The sequence below is a fragment of the Nonomuraea sp. ATR24 genome, from assembly GCF_041950485.1.
Classification (GTDB): Bacteria; Actinomycetota; Actinomycetes; order Streptosporangiales; family Streptosporangiaceae; genus Nonomuraea; species Nonomuraea ceibae.
Genome location: NZ_JBGNUU010000017.1, coordinates 104145 through 120849 on the forward strand (window position 1 = coordinate 104145; position 16705 = coordinate 120849).

The window sequence follows — 16705 nt, forward strand, 5'->3', positions numbered from 1 at the left end:
GTCAGGATGCGGGTTCGGGGTTGGGCAGGTCGGGCCGCCGGTCGGCCCAGACGCTCTCCGCGACGGCCGTGAACTGCTTCAGCTCGCCCGAGGGCGCCAGCGTCTCCAGCGCGAGCGGCGCCCCGGTCGCGTCGTCGACGATGAGCCGCCTGGCGGAGCCGTCGGCCGGGTCGCGGTAGGCGATCGCCTCCCCGGTCCTGCCGAGCGCGTCGGTCACCCGGCCCTGCGCGGTGACGCCGGGCAGCGAGGCCATGAGCCGGTACGCGGCGGCCCTGGTTCCGGCGGGCACCGGCATCTCCAGGACGAACGAGCCCAGGTTGGTCATCAGCTCCCTGTCGCCGGGCCCGAGGAGGGCGCGCAGGCCCTCCGGCGTGGCGGGCAGCTCGGCCATCCTGGTCAGCGGCCTGCCGGCGGTCAGCAGCCGCCAGTCGACGTCCTCCTGCTCGAACGACCTGGCCTCGCCGGGCGCCGCCTCCACCTCGTAGGAGTCGCCGCCGAGACCGCCGCCGTTGCCGTACGGGTAGGACCAGCGGGTGGGGGAGCCGTCGGCCCGCCAGGCCGCCTCGTCCTCCGGCGTGGCCGGCTTGACGCCCAGGTAGCGCAGGACGAGCCAGTGCGGGTCGGTCATCTTGCCCGTGGGCAGCCAGGTCTCCTCGGCGGCCGTCTGCTCCAGGGTGTAGCGGTCGCCGGGGTCGCGGAACCGTACGCCCCTGATCAGCTTGTTGCCCCACCAGGCGCCCTCGGCGGGCTGCCGGGCGGCGGACGTGGCGGCGGCCAGCAGGACCGTGCGGGCGTCGGGCGGCGGGGCCTCGACCGGCGGCGCCGACGAGAGCACGACGGCCACCGCCGCCCCCGCCGACGCCAGCCCCAGCCCGAACGTCGCCCATCGTGCCGCCCGCACCCGCTTGCGCGCGGGCCTGTCGTGCGCGCCCCTCGGGGGACGGTCGCGGGCGATCTCCGTCAGGAGCCGGTCGCGCCCACGCGCCACCGTCTCCCGGGACGGGCCGGGCGGGGCCAGCAGCTCCCGCACCGCGGACAGGTCATCCATCTATGTCTCCGATCACCGGGTTGACCTCGCCGAGCGCCTTCCGCACCTTCTTGCGGGCGCGGTGCAGCCGGGAGCCGACCGTTCCGTAGGGGATGCCGAGAGAGGCCGCGACCTCCTCGTAGCTGAGCCCGGCCACGGCGACGAGCAGCAGCACGTCGCGGTCGCCCGCGGGCAGCGCGGCCAGCGCCGCCGCGAGCGGCCCCCGCGCGCCCGCGGCGTCCAGCCGCGTGGGCACCCGCTCCTCGGGGCCCGCCTCGCTCCGCTCGGCCGCCGGGGCCCGGCGGAAGGCCGCGAACATCCGCGACAGCCCCCTGCGGTGCTGGGCGGCCACGTTGGTGGCGATGCCGTACAGCCAGGGCCGGACGCCGCCGCGTGCCGGGTCGAACGTGTGCCGCTTGCGGAAGGCCGTCAGGAACGTCTCCGCGGTCAGGTCGTCGGCCGCCTCCGGGCCGAGGCGGGCCGCCAGGTAGCGGTAGATCTCCTCGACGTACCGGTCGTAGAGGACCGCGAAGCGTTCCGGCTCCCGGACGGACTCCTTGATCACGGCCGCGTCGTCGGCCGCGACCGGAGGGTCGCTCACCTCGGGGGGCGCGGTCATTCGGGGTGTCCCTTCTGTTGCTTACACCCCTACTCCACCGATCGTCGCCTTCCCCTTCACGGTCCCCGCGTGATCAGTCGTCGTGGTCCGGGTCGTAGCGGGTGGGCTCGGCCGGCAGCGTATAGCGCCGGTCGATGAGGCCGACCACCTGGCTCAGGCTGTCGTCGGGCTCCTCCCGCTCCACCGCCTCGACCTCGCCGGCCAGCTCGTCGTCGCCGAGCCGGTCGCGGATCCAGGCCGAGTAGTCGCCCCGCTTCAGGTGGTACGTCCACGTCTCCTGGTCCACGCCCTCGGCCAGCTCCACGAACGTGTGCAGGTTGCGCGCCCGCAGGTGCAGCCGCTCGTCGGGGCCGGTGAAGTAGAAGCTCTTGTCCTTGGACATGGTGCCGGCGGCGTACTTGCGGCGATGGCGGGTGCGGTCGGCGCGGGCCTCCGAGGGCTGGATCCGCGTGGCGGCGTCCAGCGCGATGTGCCACAGCACGACGCTGCCGTCACCGCCCTCGCCCTCGACGGCCGGCAAGGGCCGGCCGAGCGCGTCGGCGAACGCGCCCAGCGTGTCGGCGGGCTCAGGCCCGACCGCGATCACGCCGTTCAGCAGGTCGAGCGCGGCCGGGCTGAGCGCCTCGGGATGCACGGTGATCAGCATGATCGAGCCCAGGTCGCCGGGGTCCTTGAGCGGCACCTCCTGCAGCTCGGCCGGCATCAGGTGGTGCGCCTCGTCCACGACCACCCAGTGCGGGTGCCCCAGCTTGGCCCGCATGGCGACCAGGCGCGGCACCAGCTCGGCGAAGAACGCGGGCCGGTCGCGCAGCGGCATCCCGATCATGTTCACCACGGCGCTGTGCCCGGGCGACTCCAGCAGCCGCAGCACCTCCTCCACCGCGGGCGGCCGGTCCGGCTCGCCCAGTACGGCCACGCCCGGGAACTCGGCGTAGTCGCCCTCCGGGTCGATCACCACGCACTGGTGCTCGCTCTCCACCAGCCGCTCCAGCAGCGCCGTGGTGACCGTGGACTTGCCGCTGCCCGACGGCCCCGCCACGGCCAGCCCCGTCCCGTACGGCTTGAGCCGCGCCTCGCCGCCGTCACCGTGGCCCAGCAGCACGTCGTGACGCGGGATCTCGATCTGGTCCAGCTCGCCCGTGAGCAGCAGCTCGGCGAGCTCGACGACGCCGTGGCCCGCCTGCCGGCCCAGCGGCAGGTCGCACTGGCGCAGCAGCGCCGGCACCGCGTTGGCCACCGCCGCGCCGCACTCGGCCGCGTTCAGGAAGGCGTGGTCGTTCTCCGCGTCGCCGACGGCCACCACGTTGTGCCGCGACAGGCGCAGCCGGTCGAGCGCGGCGGCCAGGCCGGTGGCCTTGTTCACGCCGGGCGGCAGCACCATGACCGCGCCCTTGTTCCTGATCACCTGCAGCTCCAGGCCCAGGTCCCGGATGACCTCGTGCACCTGCGCGTCGTACGGCTCGCGCGTGGCGACCACCACCGAGCCGACGCCCAGCGGCGTGACGCCCGCCGCGCGCAGCCGGTCGGCCAGCTCCGGCGGCGGCGCCTCGGCCAGCGCCTCGGCGCTGCGCCTGCCGGGGTCGTAGAGCAGCCCGCCGTTCTCGGCCACCACCAGGTCGAACAGGTCGGCGTGCGGGAACACGGACAGCAGGTCGTCGAGCTCCCGCCCGGTCACCAGCAGCAGTTTCCTGCCCGAGCGGGAGACGCGCTCCAGGACCCGGACGGTGTGCTCATGGACCCGTCCGTGCCTGGCCAGCGTGTCGTCGTAGTCGCAGGCGAGCACGTGATACCTCATGTCGCGCACGTACCCCCGAGACCCCGGCGAAATCTGGATCACCCCGTACGGAGGAGTGGAAACGGTCGCACGACCCGCTCCGGGCGAAGCGGGAAAGCCGCGGATCTGCGGCGGTTCTCTCACGTATCCCGCGTGACGCTGACACTTCGCCCCGCGTTTTCAGGGGAAACGCGGCCTTCGCCGGTGCGCGAACTTTCGCCTGCCCCGCTACCTGGAAATCCGCCCTCACCCGCGATCTCATGTCCCCCGGTTCGCAGGCCCTACACGGACAGGGGAACACATGCTGTATCCACGGCGGATAGCGCAGGTCACGGTCGCCTTCGCGCTGGCCATCGGATTCGCGCAGCCGGTGATGGCGGCCGAGCGGGTGCGCGTCACCCGCTTCCTCGGCGAGCAGCGGCTGCCGCACAAGATGGAGTTCGCGGGCACGGTCGTCGGCGGCTTCTCCGGGCTGGACCGTGACCCGCGCACCGGCACCTGGTACTTCATCTCCGACGACCGGTGGCGCTACAACCCGGCCCGCTTCTACACCGGCAGGCTGGACTTCGACCGGCGCACCGGCAGGTTCACCGGAGCCCACCTCTCCGGCGTCAAGACGCTCATCGGCCCCGACGGCGAGCCCTACCCCGGCTACGGCAAGCCGCGCTCGGCCGACCCCGAGACGATCCGCTTCGACCGGCGCACCCGCCACCTGGTCTGGGGACACGAAGGCGACCGGCCCGACACGCGCAACCCGGACATCCCCGTCTCCCAGCTCTTCGTGCGCCGCATGGACCGCCAGGGCCGCCACCTCGGCTCCCTGCCGATCCCGCGCAACCTCCGGCTGACCACCACCGACAGCGGCCCCCGGCGCAACTTCGGCTTCGAGGGCCTGGCGCTCGGCCCGCGCACGATCGCCGCCGTGGCCGAAGGACCGCGTTACGAGGACGGGCAGCCGCCCACCGTGGAGCGCGGCGCCCCGGCCAGGATCACCGTCTGGAACCGCGACGGCCACCTGCTCGGCCAGTACGCCTACCCGATCGACCCGCTCCCGGCCGCGCCCGTGCCGCCGACCGGCGCGACCGACAGCGGCGTCTCCGAGCTCCTCGCCATCGACGACCACCGCTACCTGGCGCTGGAACGCTCCTGGATCGAGGGCGTGGACTACCGGGTCAAGCTGTACGAGATCGACCTGCGCGGCGCGACCGACGTGCTGCCCCGGCGGAGCCTCGCGGACGGCCGGTCGTACCGCCCGGTCCGCAAGCGGCTGGTCTACGACTTCAGCGACCTGCGCGGGCCGGTGCAGAACCTGGAGGGCCTGGCCTGGGGTCCCCGGCTGCGCACCGGCGAGTGCACGCTCGTCGCCGGCTCCGACGACAACTTCGACGAGCGCGAGGTGACGCAGTTCCTCGCCTTCGCCGTCCGCGGCTGCTGACGCCGCCCGCCCGACCGCCCGCGCCCCTGCCCTCCATCAGGGGCGCGGGCTCTTGCGTCCCCACACCAGCGCGACGACCACGTACGGCACCGCGAACAGGGCGAACGTCAGGCCGTGGCCCGCCATCGTCGACGCGGCGCCGTACGACGCGTAGACGAGCAGCGTGACCGCCTCCTTGCCGAGCCCCGCGACGGACGTCACGGTGGCGCGGCTCGGCCCGTCGATGCTCTCCTGGAGCCGCGCGTCGGCCACCACGTCGGCGAGCTGGAACGCCCCGAAGGCCAGCGCGATCAGCGCGAACCCGGCGAGCTCCCCGCTCAGCGCGCCGCCCGCCAGCGCCAGCGCCGCGGCCAGCAGCATCACCGCGAACGGCCGCTCCGCCACCCGCTCGGCCCGGCCCGCCAGCAGCCCGCCGGCCGTGGCCGCGGCCCACACCAGCAGGACGAGCGCCGGCACCCAGGCGACCGGCGTCCCGAGCTCCTTGCCGAGATACGGGACGTACTCCTCCAGCGCGCCCCAGATCGCTCCCGCCACGGCCGACAGGACCAGCCACCTCGACACGTGACGGTTGCCGCGCGCCTCCGACAGCCCGCTCTTCAGCACCGCCCAGTAGCCGGGCTCGTCGTCCTCGTCGCCGGCCGCCGTGGCCGCGCGATGCTCGGGGAACGCCAGGGCGGCGAGCGAGCACAGCAGGCAGGCCACGACACTGGCCGCGCCCACCACCGGATAACCGCCCACGGCGAACACCGGGATCGCCAGCCCGATCGCCGAAGCCGTCGCCGCCAGCCCCACCGAGGAGGCCCGGCCCATCAGCCCGGCATAGCGCTCGGCCTCGCCGGCGCGCTCCAGCTCCTCGTACACCAGGGCTTCCAGCGAGCCGGACGTGAGCGCGCCACGCACGCCCCACAGCACGAACCCGGCGGCGAACACCCAGTAGGACGGGAAGATCACCCACAGCGCGAAGCCCGCGGCGGCCAGCAGCGGCCCCACGCACAGCAGCAACCGTCTGGAGAGCACGTCGGCCAGCGCGCCGGAGGGCACCTCCAGCAACAGCCCGGTGACCGACCAGATCACGAACAGCGAGGTGGTCTCGGCCACGGACAACCCGGTCTCGCTGAACAGCAGCGCATAGACCGGATAGAGCAGGACGAACTCATCCAGGAACGAGTAAAGATAAAGCGTGCCCGCCAGCCGGGACGGGCTTCCGTCAACGAATCAATGTCGCCACTTCATGCGGGCGAGTCTAGCCGGGCAGCCTAAGCTCCGCGTAAACCCCCCGGTGGTCCGTACGCGGCACGTCAACCACCTGGACCTCGCGCACCCCGGCCCGCTCGTCGGCCAGCACGTGATCGATCGTGATGAACGGCGGCACGGCCCGGTTCGGCCACGTCGGCGTCAGCCCCATGCCCACCTGCCGGGCGGCGTCCACGTAGCCACGGTCGAGCAGCTCACGGAAGGCGCGATGGTCCAGGCTCGCGTTGAAGTCGCCCGCCAGCACCCGGACCGCGTCCGGCGACAGCCCGGGCAGGGCGGCCAGCGACGCGTACCAGCCTGCCGTCTTCCGGCCCAGCGGCGGGTTCGGATGGACGGCCACCACCTCCACCCTGCCGCCCGAGGGCAGCGTCAGCGCGGCGGCCGGCATGTTGTGCCCGATCGGCGTGAACAGATCGGGCAACGCCGTCAGCGGATGCCGCGCGTACAGCCCGCTGCCCGTGGCGCCGTGGTCCGCCTCCAGCACCCGGTGCGGCATCAGCTCCGCCAGGCCCGCCGCGTCCAGCGCCGCCACCGCGCGCGGCGTGAGCTCCAGCGCGCTGAACACGTCCGGCCGCAGCCGCCGCACCAGCTCCACCACCGCCTGCGGGTCCGCCCGCCCGAACAGGTTGATCGTCAGCACCCTGAACGGCACGCCGCCCACCGGCCGCTCGCCCACGGCGAACGCCCTCGGCGCCACCACGGCCGCCATCAGCACGCACGCCACCAGAGCCACCAGCGCCGCCGGCCGGTTGCGCCGCACCACCAGCAGCGCCACCAGCAGCGACAGCACCGCGCCGAGCGGCGTCACGGTCACGAGCTGCGTCAGGAACGAGCCGGCCTCCAGCCCGCCCACGCGCACCACCGCCCACCCGGCCAGGCACGCCACGACCGTCCACGACAGCCAGCGGCTGCGCCGACGGCGGCGCGGCGGCGCCCCGCCGGCCTCCTTGTCCTCGACCGAGATGCCCACGTGCTTCCGCCGCTCCGAATCGCGCTGAACGTTCTGAGGTGGAGCCTACGCATCCTGAGCGGCCGCTCAAGATGGGACCCGGTTGCGGTGGAAGCCGGCCGGCCCGCGGGCCGCTCACGGGTGTCCGTAGATCGCCGGTGCCATCATGGACACGGCCACGAGCCCTTGGAAGGAACCTGACCACGAGGACCGGGAGCAGCCTTGGCGGGCATCACCGACGAGCAGTGGAGGCAGGCCGGCTTGCTCTGGGACTACCTCCAGATGCACCACCCGCTGCGCCACTGCGACGCCGCGATCGGCCTGGGCAGCCACGACCTGGGCGTCGCGTCCACCGCGGCGGCGCTCCACCACGCAGGCTGGTTCCCGCGCCTGGTCTTCTCGGGCGCCACCACGCCGACCACCGCCGCCCGCTTCCCCCGCGGCGAGGCCGTCCACTACCGGGAGCACGCGATCGGGCTCGGCGTGCCCGACGAGGCCATCCTCCTCGAACCGCGAGCCACCAACACCAGCGAGAACATCGTCCTGTCCCGCCGGGTCCTGCACGAGGCCGGCATCCGCCCCCGCTCGGTGATGCTCATCTCCAAGCCGTACATGGAACGCCGGGCCTACGCCACGACCCGCAAGGTGTGGCCCGAGGTCGAGGTGGTGTGCGCCTCGGGGGCCCAGCGCCTCGACGCGTACGTCCGGGCGATCGGCGACGGCGAACTGGTCATCGACATGCTGGTGGGCGACCTCCAGCGGGTCATCGAGTACCCGGCCCGCGGCTACAGCGTCGAGCAGGAGATCCCGCCGGCCGTACGCGGCGCCTACGAGTCGCTGCTGCGCGCCGGGTTCGACAGCAGGGTCATCCCATGAGGCCCCGGACCCGCACCCGGACGCTCGGGGGGTGACGAGAGAAGCGCCGCCTTCGTCACCCTTCGCGGTGTAACCCTTCGCGCGGTTCTGCCCAAAAGGGGATGTCAGATGACGAAGGGAGCATGCCGGTGCATCGCAAACGGGCGGAGATCGCTACAGATCAGGTGGCGTTCGAAGCCTTCTACCGGCGGCACGTCGACGCGATCACCCTTTTCCTCGCTCGGCGGGTCGACGATCCGCACACGGTCGCCGATCTCGTGGCCGAGGTGTTCCTGGCGGTGCTCGACTCCGCCCGCACCTACCAGCCCGGGCTCGGGCCCGAACAGGCATGGCTGTACGGCGTGGCGCGCAACACGCTGTCGAGCGAGCGGCGCCGGGCATTCAAGGAGTCGCGGCTGACGAACCGCGTGGGCGGCCGCCGCGTCCTGGACACCGACGACCTAGCCAGGCTCGAAGAACGCATCGACGCCGAGAGATCGGCCAGGGAGGTCTTCAAGGCCATGGCCGACCTGTCCGAACGCGAACGCGCCGTGCTGGAACTGGTGGTCGTCGACCAGCTCACGGTCACCGAAGCGGCGATCGCCCTCGGCATCCGGCCGGGGACCGCCAAGGTGCGGTTGCACCGCGCCCGCCGCAAGCTGCAGGCACTGCCCTTGGTCATGGAGGGAGCACCAGGATGAGATTCGAGGAGCAGATACTGATGGAGCTCAAAGCCGAGATGACCGCCCGTGCCGAACGGCGTCACCGCACCCGTCGCCGCCTGTTCACCGGGGCGGCGGTGGCCGGCCTGGCCGCGGTCACGGCGATCGCGGTGCCGCTGCTGACCGGGTCGGAGCAGCCCGCGTACGCCGTGGCCGAGAACGCCGACGGCACGATCAACGTCCAGCTCAACGAGTTCAGGGACGCCGACAAGCTGGAACGGGACCTGGAAAGGCTGAAGGTACCCGCCGACATCACGTACCTCAAGCCCGGCAAGTCCTGCGAGGGGAACAGGGGCAAGATCGTCGGCGGCGCGTCCCCGGAGGAGTGGGAGGGCTCCGCATCGGACAAGGCCGTACGCCTGCGTCCCGGTAAGGGGCTCACCATCGACCCCCGGCACGTCGGCACCGGGCAGACCCTGGTGATGGCGTTCACCGAGAGGAACGACGGGGCCGCCGAGGCGGCGAAGCCGGCGGTCCAGTGGCAGCTCGCGGCCTACGTGGTCGAAGGCCAGGTCAAGCCCTGCGTGGTCGTCGACGACCCGCTCTGGGACGATGCCGACCGCCCCGGCCGGCCTTCTCCCGCGGGTAGCTGACCCACCGAAAACCGCACCCGCCCGGCCAGGGCCATGACTGCTAGGGGCAGCCCGCGAACCCAGGCGACCGGGTTCTGCGACCTGGTCCCTCCGAGCCGAGCGCCCGGCCCGGGGCGGCCGGTCCCCCTGGCCCGAGCGTCCGGCCCCGCCTGTAGGGCTCCGGGATTCCGCGTGAGCGGGTGCTGGCGGGTGGCCGGTCCCCCTCGGGGGCGAAGGCCCGTCTCGGTCCGGCTTGGGTCGAGTGCCTTGCCCGGCATGCTGGCCTCCGGGATTCCGCGTGGGCGGGCACGGCCGGGTGGCCGGTCCGCCTTGGGGCGAGGGCCCGTCTCGGTCCGCCGTGGGTCGAGGGCCCGGCCCGCTGACTCCGTCACCCCCGTGAGCGGGTGCTGCCGGGTGGCCGGTCCCTCTGGACCGAGCGCCCCGGTCCACGCCGGGGCTGCAGGGGGCCGGGAGGCCCCTTGCCGGGGGTGTGGGGGGCTGGGCCCCCCACTGGAGGGAGCCCGAGCAGGGGAGCGCGGAGCGCCGTGGGCGAGGACCTTGCCGTTGGGGGTAAGGGCAGGGGATGAGGGTGGTGGTGCTGGCCGACACGCACGGCCCGCGGCGTTGGCGGTCGTGTCCGCCGCGCGTGGCCGAGCAGTTGCGTGGTGCGGAGGTGATCCTGCACGCCGGGGACGTGTGCGTGCGGCCGGTGCTGGACGAGCTGGCCGAGTACGCGCCCGTGCACGTGGTCAAGGGGAACAACGACGGCCCGGACGTGGTGGCGCCGGAGACGCTGGAGCTGGAGCTGGCCGGGTTGCGGGTGGGGATGATCCACGACAGCGGCCCGGCGAAGGGCAGGCTGGGGCGGATGCGGCGGCGGTTCCCGGCGGCGGATCTGGTGGTGTTCGGGCATTCGCACATTCCGTTGGACGAGTCAGCCGGCGAGTTCCGGATCTTCAATCCCGGGTCGCCGACGGATCGGCGGCGGCAGCCGTACGGGACGGTGGGGGTGTTGGAGGTGGACGGCGGGGAGCTGGTGGAGGCGAAGATCGTCGCGGTGACGTGACCGGGTTTGCCGGGGAACGTTGTGCGGTATGTCGGTTACACACAGTGATGTATCGGACGGGGCTGACGATGGACGACCATCCGTGGCAGACGCGGACCCAGTGCCTGATCGAGGCCGGCCCGGCCGACACCGTGGACGTGCGCGTACGGTTCCTGCAGGTGGTGACCCGTGAGGTGGCTCGTGCTCGGGGTGACGAGCTGGAGCCGGCGCCGGAGTTGACCGTCGACGGTGTCCGCTATCTGGCGGGGCAGGAGTCGCGGGAGCGTGAGGTGGCCGTGTCCGGGGTGACGCTGGGTGAGCTGGTGGCGGCGCCGAGCGTGATGGAGGTGGACGTCCCCGCCGATCAGGAGGCCGTGTGGCTGATCGACGTGAGCGGCAGGGCGGGCGCGGTGTTGCGCGGCTGGGAGGCGTTGCACGGCCGGGCGGAGGTTCGGGCGGAGCCGTTGCGGGCGGGGGTGTTCCAGCTTTCGGTGCTGGTGGGGTGCACGACGGAGTGTGGCAAGCACGCGTTCGTGTCGGTGCTGGCGGGCCGGGAGGGTGAGCGTCACTCGGTGCTGTCGGCGCCGGTGGTGCTGGCGGAACGGGCGCCGGTCGCCCGGTAGCCCCAGGGCGCGGCCTCGGGGGTGCCGTCCTGCGTCACGCGGGCTGCGCCGGCTATCGCGCGGCGCTTCGGCCGGCGGCTCTCGCCGAACCTGCCGGACATGGGCGTGTGGCACCGCCTCGGCTGTGCGGGCTGGCCGGCCCCGGCCGCGAACCCGCCGACGCCGCTGCCGTCGAACGGGCTGCCGCCGTTCCTGGGCGCGGGCACCTGGACGGACCACGCCGACACGGCCGGCCTGACGCGGCGGGGGGTCAGGCGGGGGCGCGCTCGGCCGCGATGACGAGCACGACCCCGATCGCGGCCAGGGCGAGGTTGGCGAAGAGCTCGTACCCGGTCAGGATGTCGACCCGGGGGATGATCACCCGGTTGAAGAAGTTCAGGAAGACGCCGAAGAACGGCTGCACGGCGAGGTGGTCGATGGCCCCGCTGGCGCCCTGGAGCGCGAGGACGAGCCCCACGACCTGGATGGTTTTCCGCATGCCGGCAACGCTAGGCACGCGGGCCCCGGCGGACGATCGGTCATCCGTATCGGCCGGGGTGACCAAAGTAGGGGTCAGTCGTCGCGCCCGGAGGTGTGCGGGTAGTGCAGGTCGAAGGCGGGCCGTTCGGAGCGGATCGCGGGCATGAAGGTGAAGTTGTGCCGGGGCGGCGGGCAGGAGGTCGCCCATTCGAGCGAGCCGCCGTAGCCCCACGGGTCGTCGACGGTCACGCGGGGCGCCCGCCGCGCGGTGATCCACACGTTGTAGATGAAGGGCAGCGTCGACAGCCCGAGCAGGAACGCGCCCAGCGAGGAGATGAGGTTGAGGTCGGTGAACCCGTCGACGGCGCTGTAGTCGGCGTAGCGGCGCGGGAACCCGGCCACGCCGAGCCAGTGCTGCACCAGGAACGTGGTGTGGAAGCCGATGAACAGCATCCAGAAGTGGACCTTGCCGAGCGGGTCGTTGAGCATGCGCCCGGTCATCTTGGGCCACCAGAAGTAGAACCCGGCGAACATGGCGAACACGACGGTGCCGAAGACCACGTAGTGGAAGTGCGCGACGACGAAGTACGTGTCGCTGATGTGGAAGTCGAGCGGCGGGGAGGCCAGGATGACGCCGGTCAGCCCGCCGAGGAGGAAGGTCACCAGGAACCCGATCGCGAACAGCATCGGCGTCTCGAACGTCAGATGCCCCCGCCACATGGTGCCGATCCAGTTGAAGAACTTCACACCTGTGGGCACCGCGATGAGGAACGTCATGAACGAGAAGAACGGCAGCAGCACCTGCCCGGTGGGGAACATGTGGTGCGCCCACACCGTCATCGACAGCCCGGCGATCGCGATGGTGGCGGCCACCAGCCCGATGTAGCCGAAGATCGGCTTGCGGCTGAACACGGGCAGCACCTCGGTCACGATGCCGAAGAACGGCAGCGCGATGATGTACACCTCAGGATGGCCGAAGAACCAGAACAGGTGCTGCCACAGGATCGGCCCGCCGTTCTCCGGGTCGTAGATGTGCGTGCCGAGCCGCCGGTCGGCCTCCAGCGCCAGCAGTGCCGCCGCCAGCACCGGGAACGCCATGAGCACGAGCATGCTGGTCAGCAGCACGTTCCAGGTGAAGATCGGCATCCGGAACATCGTCATGCCCGGCGCCCGCATGCACACGATGGTGGTGAAGAAGTTCACCGACCCGAGGATGGTGCCGAGGCCGCTGAGCACCAGGCCCATGATCCAGTAGTCGCCGCCGACGGTCGGCGTGTACTCCGACGTCGACAGCGGCGTGTAGGCGAACCAGCCGAAGTCGGCCGCCCCGCCCGGCGTGAAGAACCCGGCCACGGCGATCAGCCCGCCGAACAGGAACAGCCAGTAGCTGACCATGTTGAGCCGGGGGAAGGCCACGTCGGGCGAGCCGATCTGCAACGGCATGATCACGTTGGCGAACCCGGCGAACAGCGGCGTGGCGAACAGCAGCAGCATGATCGCGCCGTGCATGGTGAACAGCTGGTTGTACTGCACCGTGTTCACCAGTTGCAGGCCGGGTTGCATGAGCTCGGCCCGGATGAGCAGCGCCATGACCCCGGCCGCCAGGAAGAACCCGAACGAGGTGATCAGGTACAGGTACCCGATGACCTTGTGGTCCGTCGTGGTCATCCACCTGACCAGCACCGCCCCGGTGCGGTGGCTCTTGACCGGGGCGAGCGGCGAGGTCAGCGGCTCGCCGCTGGACGGCTTGTGGATCGTCACCTGGTTCCCCCTAGTACGCGGGCCGTACGTGCGTGACTACCCGGGGTAATGCCACGCTAGGCCCACGAAAATCCCACAAGAGGCATAGTGGGGCGCGTTCGGGAGCGTCTCAGGGACGAAGGACGATCTCTGGGAGGTGACGTGGACGCCGAGGACGAAAGGGTCTTCCGCGAGTTCGTCGCCGCGCGCTCGCCCGCGCTGATGCGGCTCGGCTTCCTGCTCACCGGCGGGGACCAGCACGCGGCGGAGGATCTGGTGCAGGCGGCGCTGGCGAAGCTGGCGGGCCGGTGGCGGCGGGTGGCGGCGCCGGAGGCCTACGCCCGGCAGACCATGTACCGGCAGAACATCAGCTGGTGGCGTACGGCGGTGCGGCGCGGCGAGGTCGTCCGGGACGCGGTGCCCGACATGCCGGGACTCGACCGTACCCATCAGAGCGAGCTGCGCCTGGTGCTGCGGGACGCGCTGGCGAGGCTCACCGCCCGGCAGCGCGCGGTCCTGGTGCTGCGCTACTTCGAGGACCTGCCGGACCACGAGGTGGCGCGGCTGCTCGGCTGTTCGGTCGGCACGGTCAGGAGCACCGCGCACCGCTCGCTGGCCCGGCTGCGGCAGCTCGCCCCGGAGCTCGCACAGGAACTGGAGGCCGCCGTATGAGCAGGCTGCTGAGGGAGACGATGCGGGAGTGGGCCGGGCAGGCCCGGGTGCCGCACGACCTGGCCGACCGGGCGCTGCGCAAGCGCTCCAGGAAGCCCGCCGTCGCGGCTGCGGTGCTGGCCTTCGCGGTGGCGGTCGCTGTGGTCGCGGTCGTGCTGACGGGCCGGCCGGCGACCGTGCGGCCCGCCGACGGGGTCACGCTGCCGCCCCGGCCCTCGCCCGCGCCCACGGACGTGCGCGGCGACCCGGGCAGCATGCGGCCGACGAAGCTGGTGGCCGCCGGCCGGGTGGCGGTCTCGGCGTACTGCACGCACCGGGTGGAGAAGCTCGGCGGCGACCGGGAGCGGCTGCGGCGCACCTGGTGGCTGTACGACCCGCGTACCGGCGGCTACGAGCGGACGTCGTACGCCTGGCTCGACGTGGCGCCGGGCCTGCGGGTGGCGGCGGTGCTCGAAGGGGACGTGATGGGCCGGCGGGCCGGCATCCTCGACATGGAGACGCGGCAGTTCATCACCTGGATCGACCTGGGCCGGGACGTCGCGTCGCTCTCCTGGTCGCCCGACGGCACGCGGCTGCTGGCCACGAGCTACGCCGACTACCCGGACACCTGGCAGCGGAACGGGCCGAACAGCCGGCTGCTTCCTCCCAGCGCCCGCACCGGCTACGTCATCGCCGACGTGCCCGCGGGCACGGTCGAGTTCCACGCCATGCCGCCACTGGAGCGAGGCGCGCAACCCGGCAACGGCAACACGCGCCAGGACCTGGGCTGGAGCCTCGACGGCTCGCTGATCTGGACGCCGGTCGACACCAGCCCCGGCAGGCTCTACCACAGCCCGGACGGCACGCCGCAGGCCGCGCCGCCCGACCTGGTCAGCCAGGGCGGGCTGTCGAAGGTGTCACCGGACGGCAGGCTGGTGCTGGGCGACCCCGGCCTGCCGACCTCGATCACCGACAGGCGGACGGGCGCGGTCGTCGGCCGGCAGCGGGTCCTCCAGCTCCTCGCCTGGGCCGACGACGGGCACGCGCTGGCCCTCGCCTGCGCCGGCGCCTGCGAGAACGAGTTCCGCGCCGCTCTCGCCCTGGTCAGCGTGGACGGCCGGGACGTGGTGCGGCTCACCGGCGACCACGACGCGCGGGCCGAGGAGGAGGGCTGGCAGTGGGTGCTCACGCCTAGATGACGCGTTCGCGGGCAGGTGGAGGTCCCCCGACCCCCGAGGAGGACCCCTTGACTACCGCGCAGAACGCCAGGGCCGCGGCCAGAAGGGCCGCGGACACCCCCGCGCTCGACAGGCTCGCCCGTGTGGGGCTGGCCTGCCGGGGCGTGCTCTACGCGCTGATCGGCGTGCTCGCGATCCAGATCGCGCTCGGCAGCGGGGGAGAGCAGGCCGACAAGGGCGGCGCGATCACCACGGTGGCGGAGCTGCCGTTCGGCTCCGTGCTGCTGTGGGTGATGGTGGCGGGCTTCGCCGCGCTGGCTCTGTGGCAGGCGTCCGAGGTGCTGTTCGGCCACCTGCGCCCGCTGGACCGGGCCGAGGCGGCCTGCAAGACGGTCGTGTACGCGCTGATCGTCTTCACGTTGTGGAGCGTGCTGACGGTGGGCCGCGCCGCCTCGGAGGACCAGAAGTCGCAGGACGTCACCGGCAAGCTGCTCGACCTGCCCGCCGGGCAGCTGCTCGTCGGCGTGATCGGCCTGGGCATCGTCGCGCTGGGCGTCTACTGGATCCGGCAGGGCGTGACCAAGAAGTTCCGGGAGGAGCTCGAACTGGGCCGCATGTCGCCGCGCACCCGTTCGGTGATGGAGAAGCTCGGCGTGGCCGGCTACCTGGCGCGCGGCGCCATCGCCGGGCTGGCCGGGATCTTCGTCGTCCAGGCGGCCCTCACCCACGACCCGGACAAGGCGGGCGGCATCGACGCGACGCTCCGCGCGTTCGCCGACACCCCCGTCGGGCCGTGGCTGCTGGTGCTGGTGGCCGTGGGGCTGATGCTGTTCGCCGGCTACTGCTTCGGCGAGTCGCGCTACCGCCGCACCTGACCGGGGTCAGGACGTCTCGAACTCCCCGACGTTCGCCTTGGTCGCCACCTTGACCGGGACGGCCACCGTCTTCTCCACCTGCTCTCCCCTGGCGAGCTTGACCGCCGCCTCCACCGCCTGCTGGCCGAGCAGCCTCGGCTGCTGGGCGATGGTGGCGGCGAGGGTGCCGTCCTTGACCGCGGTCAGGCCGTGCGGGGTGCCGTCGAAGCCGACGACCTTGACCTGCTTGCCGGCCCGGCTGCCGAGCGCCCGGATCGCGCCCAGCGCCATCTCGTCGTTCTCGGCGAACACGCCGGTGACGTCCGGGTGGGACTGGAGCAGGTTCGTCATCACGTCCAGGCCCTTGGCCCGGTCGAAGTCGGCCGGCTGCCGGGCCACGACCTGGATGTTCGGGAACGCCTTGATGCCCTCCTCGAAGCCCCGGCCGCGGTCGCGGGAGGCGGAGGTGCCCGGGGTGCCCTGGAGGACGACGGCCTGGCCCTGCTCGCCCATCTGCTTGGCGAGCTCCTGGGCGGCCAGCTTGCCGCCGGCCACGTTGTCGGAGGCGACGGTCTGCGCCACCTCGACGCCGTTGACGCCGCGGTCCACCGCGATCACCGGCACGTTGACGCGCTCGGCCGCGGTGACGGCGGGCGCCGCCGCGTCGGAGTCGACCGGGTTGAGGATGATCGCCTTCATGTTCTGGCTGGTGAAGTTCTGGACCTGGTTCACCTGCTGGGAGGCGTCGTTCTGGGCGTCGGTGACGGTGAGCGTCGCGCCGAGCTTGTCGGCCTGCTCCTGGGCGCCGTCGCGGAGCTGGACGAAGTACGGGTTGTTCAGCGTCGAGACGGACATGCCGAGCTCCAGCCCGTCGCCGCCCCCGCCGCCGCACGCGGCCAGGCCGAGCGCGAGCGCCATGACTATCGCGGGAATCCGCATGATCGTGCC

At 72.6% G+C, this 16705-nt stretch carries 18 protein-coding genes; 9 read left to right on the forward strand and 9 right to left on the reverse strand.

All coding sequences use genetic code 11. The features are described 5' to 3' along the window. Position 1: 1 nt before the first annotated feature. The 3 genes from ACBI99_RS33270 to ACBI99_RS33280 all read right to left on the reverse strand — a co-directional run bounded on the left by ACBI99_RS33270 (position 2) and on the right by ACBI99_RS33280 (position 3441). Positions 2-1048 (reverse strand): CU044_5270 family protein, encoded by a 1047-nt coding sequence (locus tag ACBI99_RS33270; RefSeq protein WP_357583171.1) that lies wholly within the window; start codon positions 1046-1048, stop codon positions 2-4. Further along, positions 1041-1646: an RNA polymerase sigma factor gene (locus ACBI99_RS33275; protein WP_219501580.1), complete on the reverse strand. Its 606-nt coding sequence runs from the start codon at positions 1644-1646 to the stop codon at positions 1041-1043. Before ACBI99_RS33275 ends, ACBI99_RS33270 begins: the two co-directional genes overlap by 8 nt. Positions 1647-1719: 73 nt before the next feature. Next, positions 1720-3441, reverse strand: a complete 1722-nt coding sequence (locus tag ACBI99_RS33280; RefSeq protein ID WP_219501582.1) for an HAD-IIB family hydrolase — start codon at positions 3439-3441, stop codon at positions 1720-1722. Between the two features lie 280 nt (positions 3442-3721). On the opposite strand from ACBI99_RS33280, the gene ACBI99_RS33285 reads away from it, so the two are divergent. Beyond that, positions 3722-4855 (forward strand): esterase-like activity of phytase family protein, encoded by a 1134-nt coding sequence (locus ACBI99_RS33285; RefSeq protein ID WP_219501584.1) that lies wholly within the window; start codon positions 3722-3724, stop codon positions 4853-4855. Between the two features lie 36 nt (positions 4856-4891). Here ACBI99_RS33285 and ACBI99_RS33290 read toward each other — a convergent pair whose 3' ends face one another. Continuing rightward, complete coding sequence (locus ACBI99_RS33290; RefSeq protein WP_375074303.1) at positions 4892-6046, reverse strand: MFS transporter; 1155 nt, start codon at positions 6044-6046, stop codon at positions 4892-4894. A 52-nt stretch (positions 6047-6098) separates the two neighbouring features. Further along, positions 6099-7079 carry an endonuclease/exonuclease/phosphatase family protein gene (locus ACBI99_RS33295; RefSeq protein WP_375074267.1) on the reverse strand — a complete coding sequence of 327 codons (981 nt, stop codon included), beginning with the start codon at positions 7077-7079 and terminating at the stop codon, positions 6099-6101. 201 nt (positions 7080-7280) lie between these two features. Between ACBI99_RS33295 and ACBI99_RS33300 the strand changes: the two genes are divergently transcribed. From ACBI99_RS33300 to ACBI99_RS33320, 5 genes are all read left to right on the forward strand, one after another. Beyond that, positions 7281-7934 (forward strand): YdcF family protein, encoded by a 654-nt coding sequence (locus ACBI99_RS33300; protein ID WP_375074268.1) that lies wholly within the window; start codon positions 7281-7283, stop codon positions 7932-7934. Between the two features lie 128 nt (positions 7935-8062). Beyond that, positions 8063-8614: an RNA polymerase sigma factor gene (locus ACBI99_RS33305; protein ID WP_375074269.1), complete on the forward strand. Its 552-nt coding sequence runs from the start codon at positions 8063-8065 to the stop codon at positions 8612-8614. Further along, complete coding sequence (locus tag ACBI99_RS33310; protein ID WP_375074270.1) at positions 8611-9228, forward strand: hypothetical protein; 618 nt, start codon at positions 8611-8613, stop codon at positions 9226-9228. The genes ACBI99_RS33305 and ACBI99_RS33310 overlap by 4 nt, the downstream gene beginning before the upstream one ends. A 562-nt stretch (positions 9229-9790) precedes the next feature. After that, complete coding sequence (locus ACBI99_RS33315) at positions 9791-10273, forward strand: metallophosphoesterase family protein (RefSeq protein WP_219501591.1); 483 nt, start codon at positions 9791-9793, stop codon at positions 10271-10273. A gap of 68 nt (positions 10274-10341) precedes the next feature. Then, positions 10342-10875, forward strand: a complete 534-nt coding sequence (locus tag ACBI99_RS33320; protein WP_357583183.1) for a hypothetical protein — start codon at positions 10342-10344, stop codon at positions 10873-10875. Here the strand turns inward: ACBI99_RS33320 and ACBI99_RS33325 are convergent. From ACBI99_RS33325 to ctaD, 3 genes are all read right to left on the reverse strand, one after another. Next, complete coding sequence (locus ACBI99_RS33325) at positions 10818-11102, reverse strand: hypothetical protein (protein WP_219501594.1); 285 nt, start codon at positions 11100-11102, stop codon at positions 10818-10820. The two genes, ACBI99_RS33320 and ACBI99_RS33325, sit on opposite strands and share 58 nt — an antisense overlap. 23 nt (positions 11103-11125) lie before the next feature. Next, positions 11126-11353 (reverse strand): hypothetical protein, encoded by a 228-nt coding sequence (locus tag ACBI99_RS33330; protein WP_357583185.1) that lies wholly within the window; start codon positions 11351-11353, stop codon positions 11126-11128. Between the two features lie 74 nt (positions 11354-11427). Next, positions 11428-13002, reverse strand: a complete 1575-nt coding sequence (ctaD, locus tag ACBI99_RS33335) for a cytochrome c oxidase subunit I (RefSeq protein WP_219501667.1) — start codon at positions 13000-13002, stop codon at positions 11428-11430. A 234-nt stretch (positions 13003-13236) separates the two neighbouring features. Here ctaD and ACBI99_RS33340 point away from each other — a divergent pair, with 234 nt between their 5' ends. Genes ACBI99_RS33340 through ACBI99_RS33350 form a run of 3 tightly spaced genes read left to right on the forward strand, consistent with a single transcriptional unit; the run spans position 13237 to position 15778 of the window. After that, positions 13237-13746: a SigE family RNA polymerase sigma factor gene (locus tag ACBI99_RS33340; protein WP_357583187.1), complete on the forward strand. Its 510-nt coding sequence runs from the start codon at positions 13237-13239 to the stop codon at positions 13744-13746. Next, a complete protein-coding gene (locus tag ACBI99_RS33345; RefSeq protein ID WP_357583189.1) occupies positions 13743-14924 on the forward strand; it encodes a hypothetical protein in 1182 nt (393 codons plus the stop codon). Before ACBI99_RS33340 ends, ACBI99_RS33345 begins: the two co-directional genes overlap by 4 nt. A 47-nt stretch (positions 14925-14971) precedes the next feature. Beyond that, on the forward strand, positions 14972-15778 hold the full coding sequence (locus tag ACBI99_RS33350) for a DUF1206 domain-containing protein (RefSeq protein WP_246644229.1): 807 nt from the start codon (positions 14972-14974) through the stop codon (positions 15776-15778). Positions 15779-15784: 6 nt separating this feature from the next. Here the strand turns inward: ACBI99_RS33350 and ACBI99_RS33355 are convergent, their stop codons facing one another. Further along, entirely contained in the window at positions 15785-16696 is a 912-nt protein-coding gene (locus ACBI99_RS33355; protein ID WP_308125639.1) for a D-ribose ABC transporter substrate-binding protein, read from the reverse strand. Between the last annotated feature and the right edge of the window lie 9 nt (positions 16697-16705).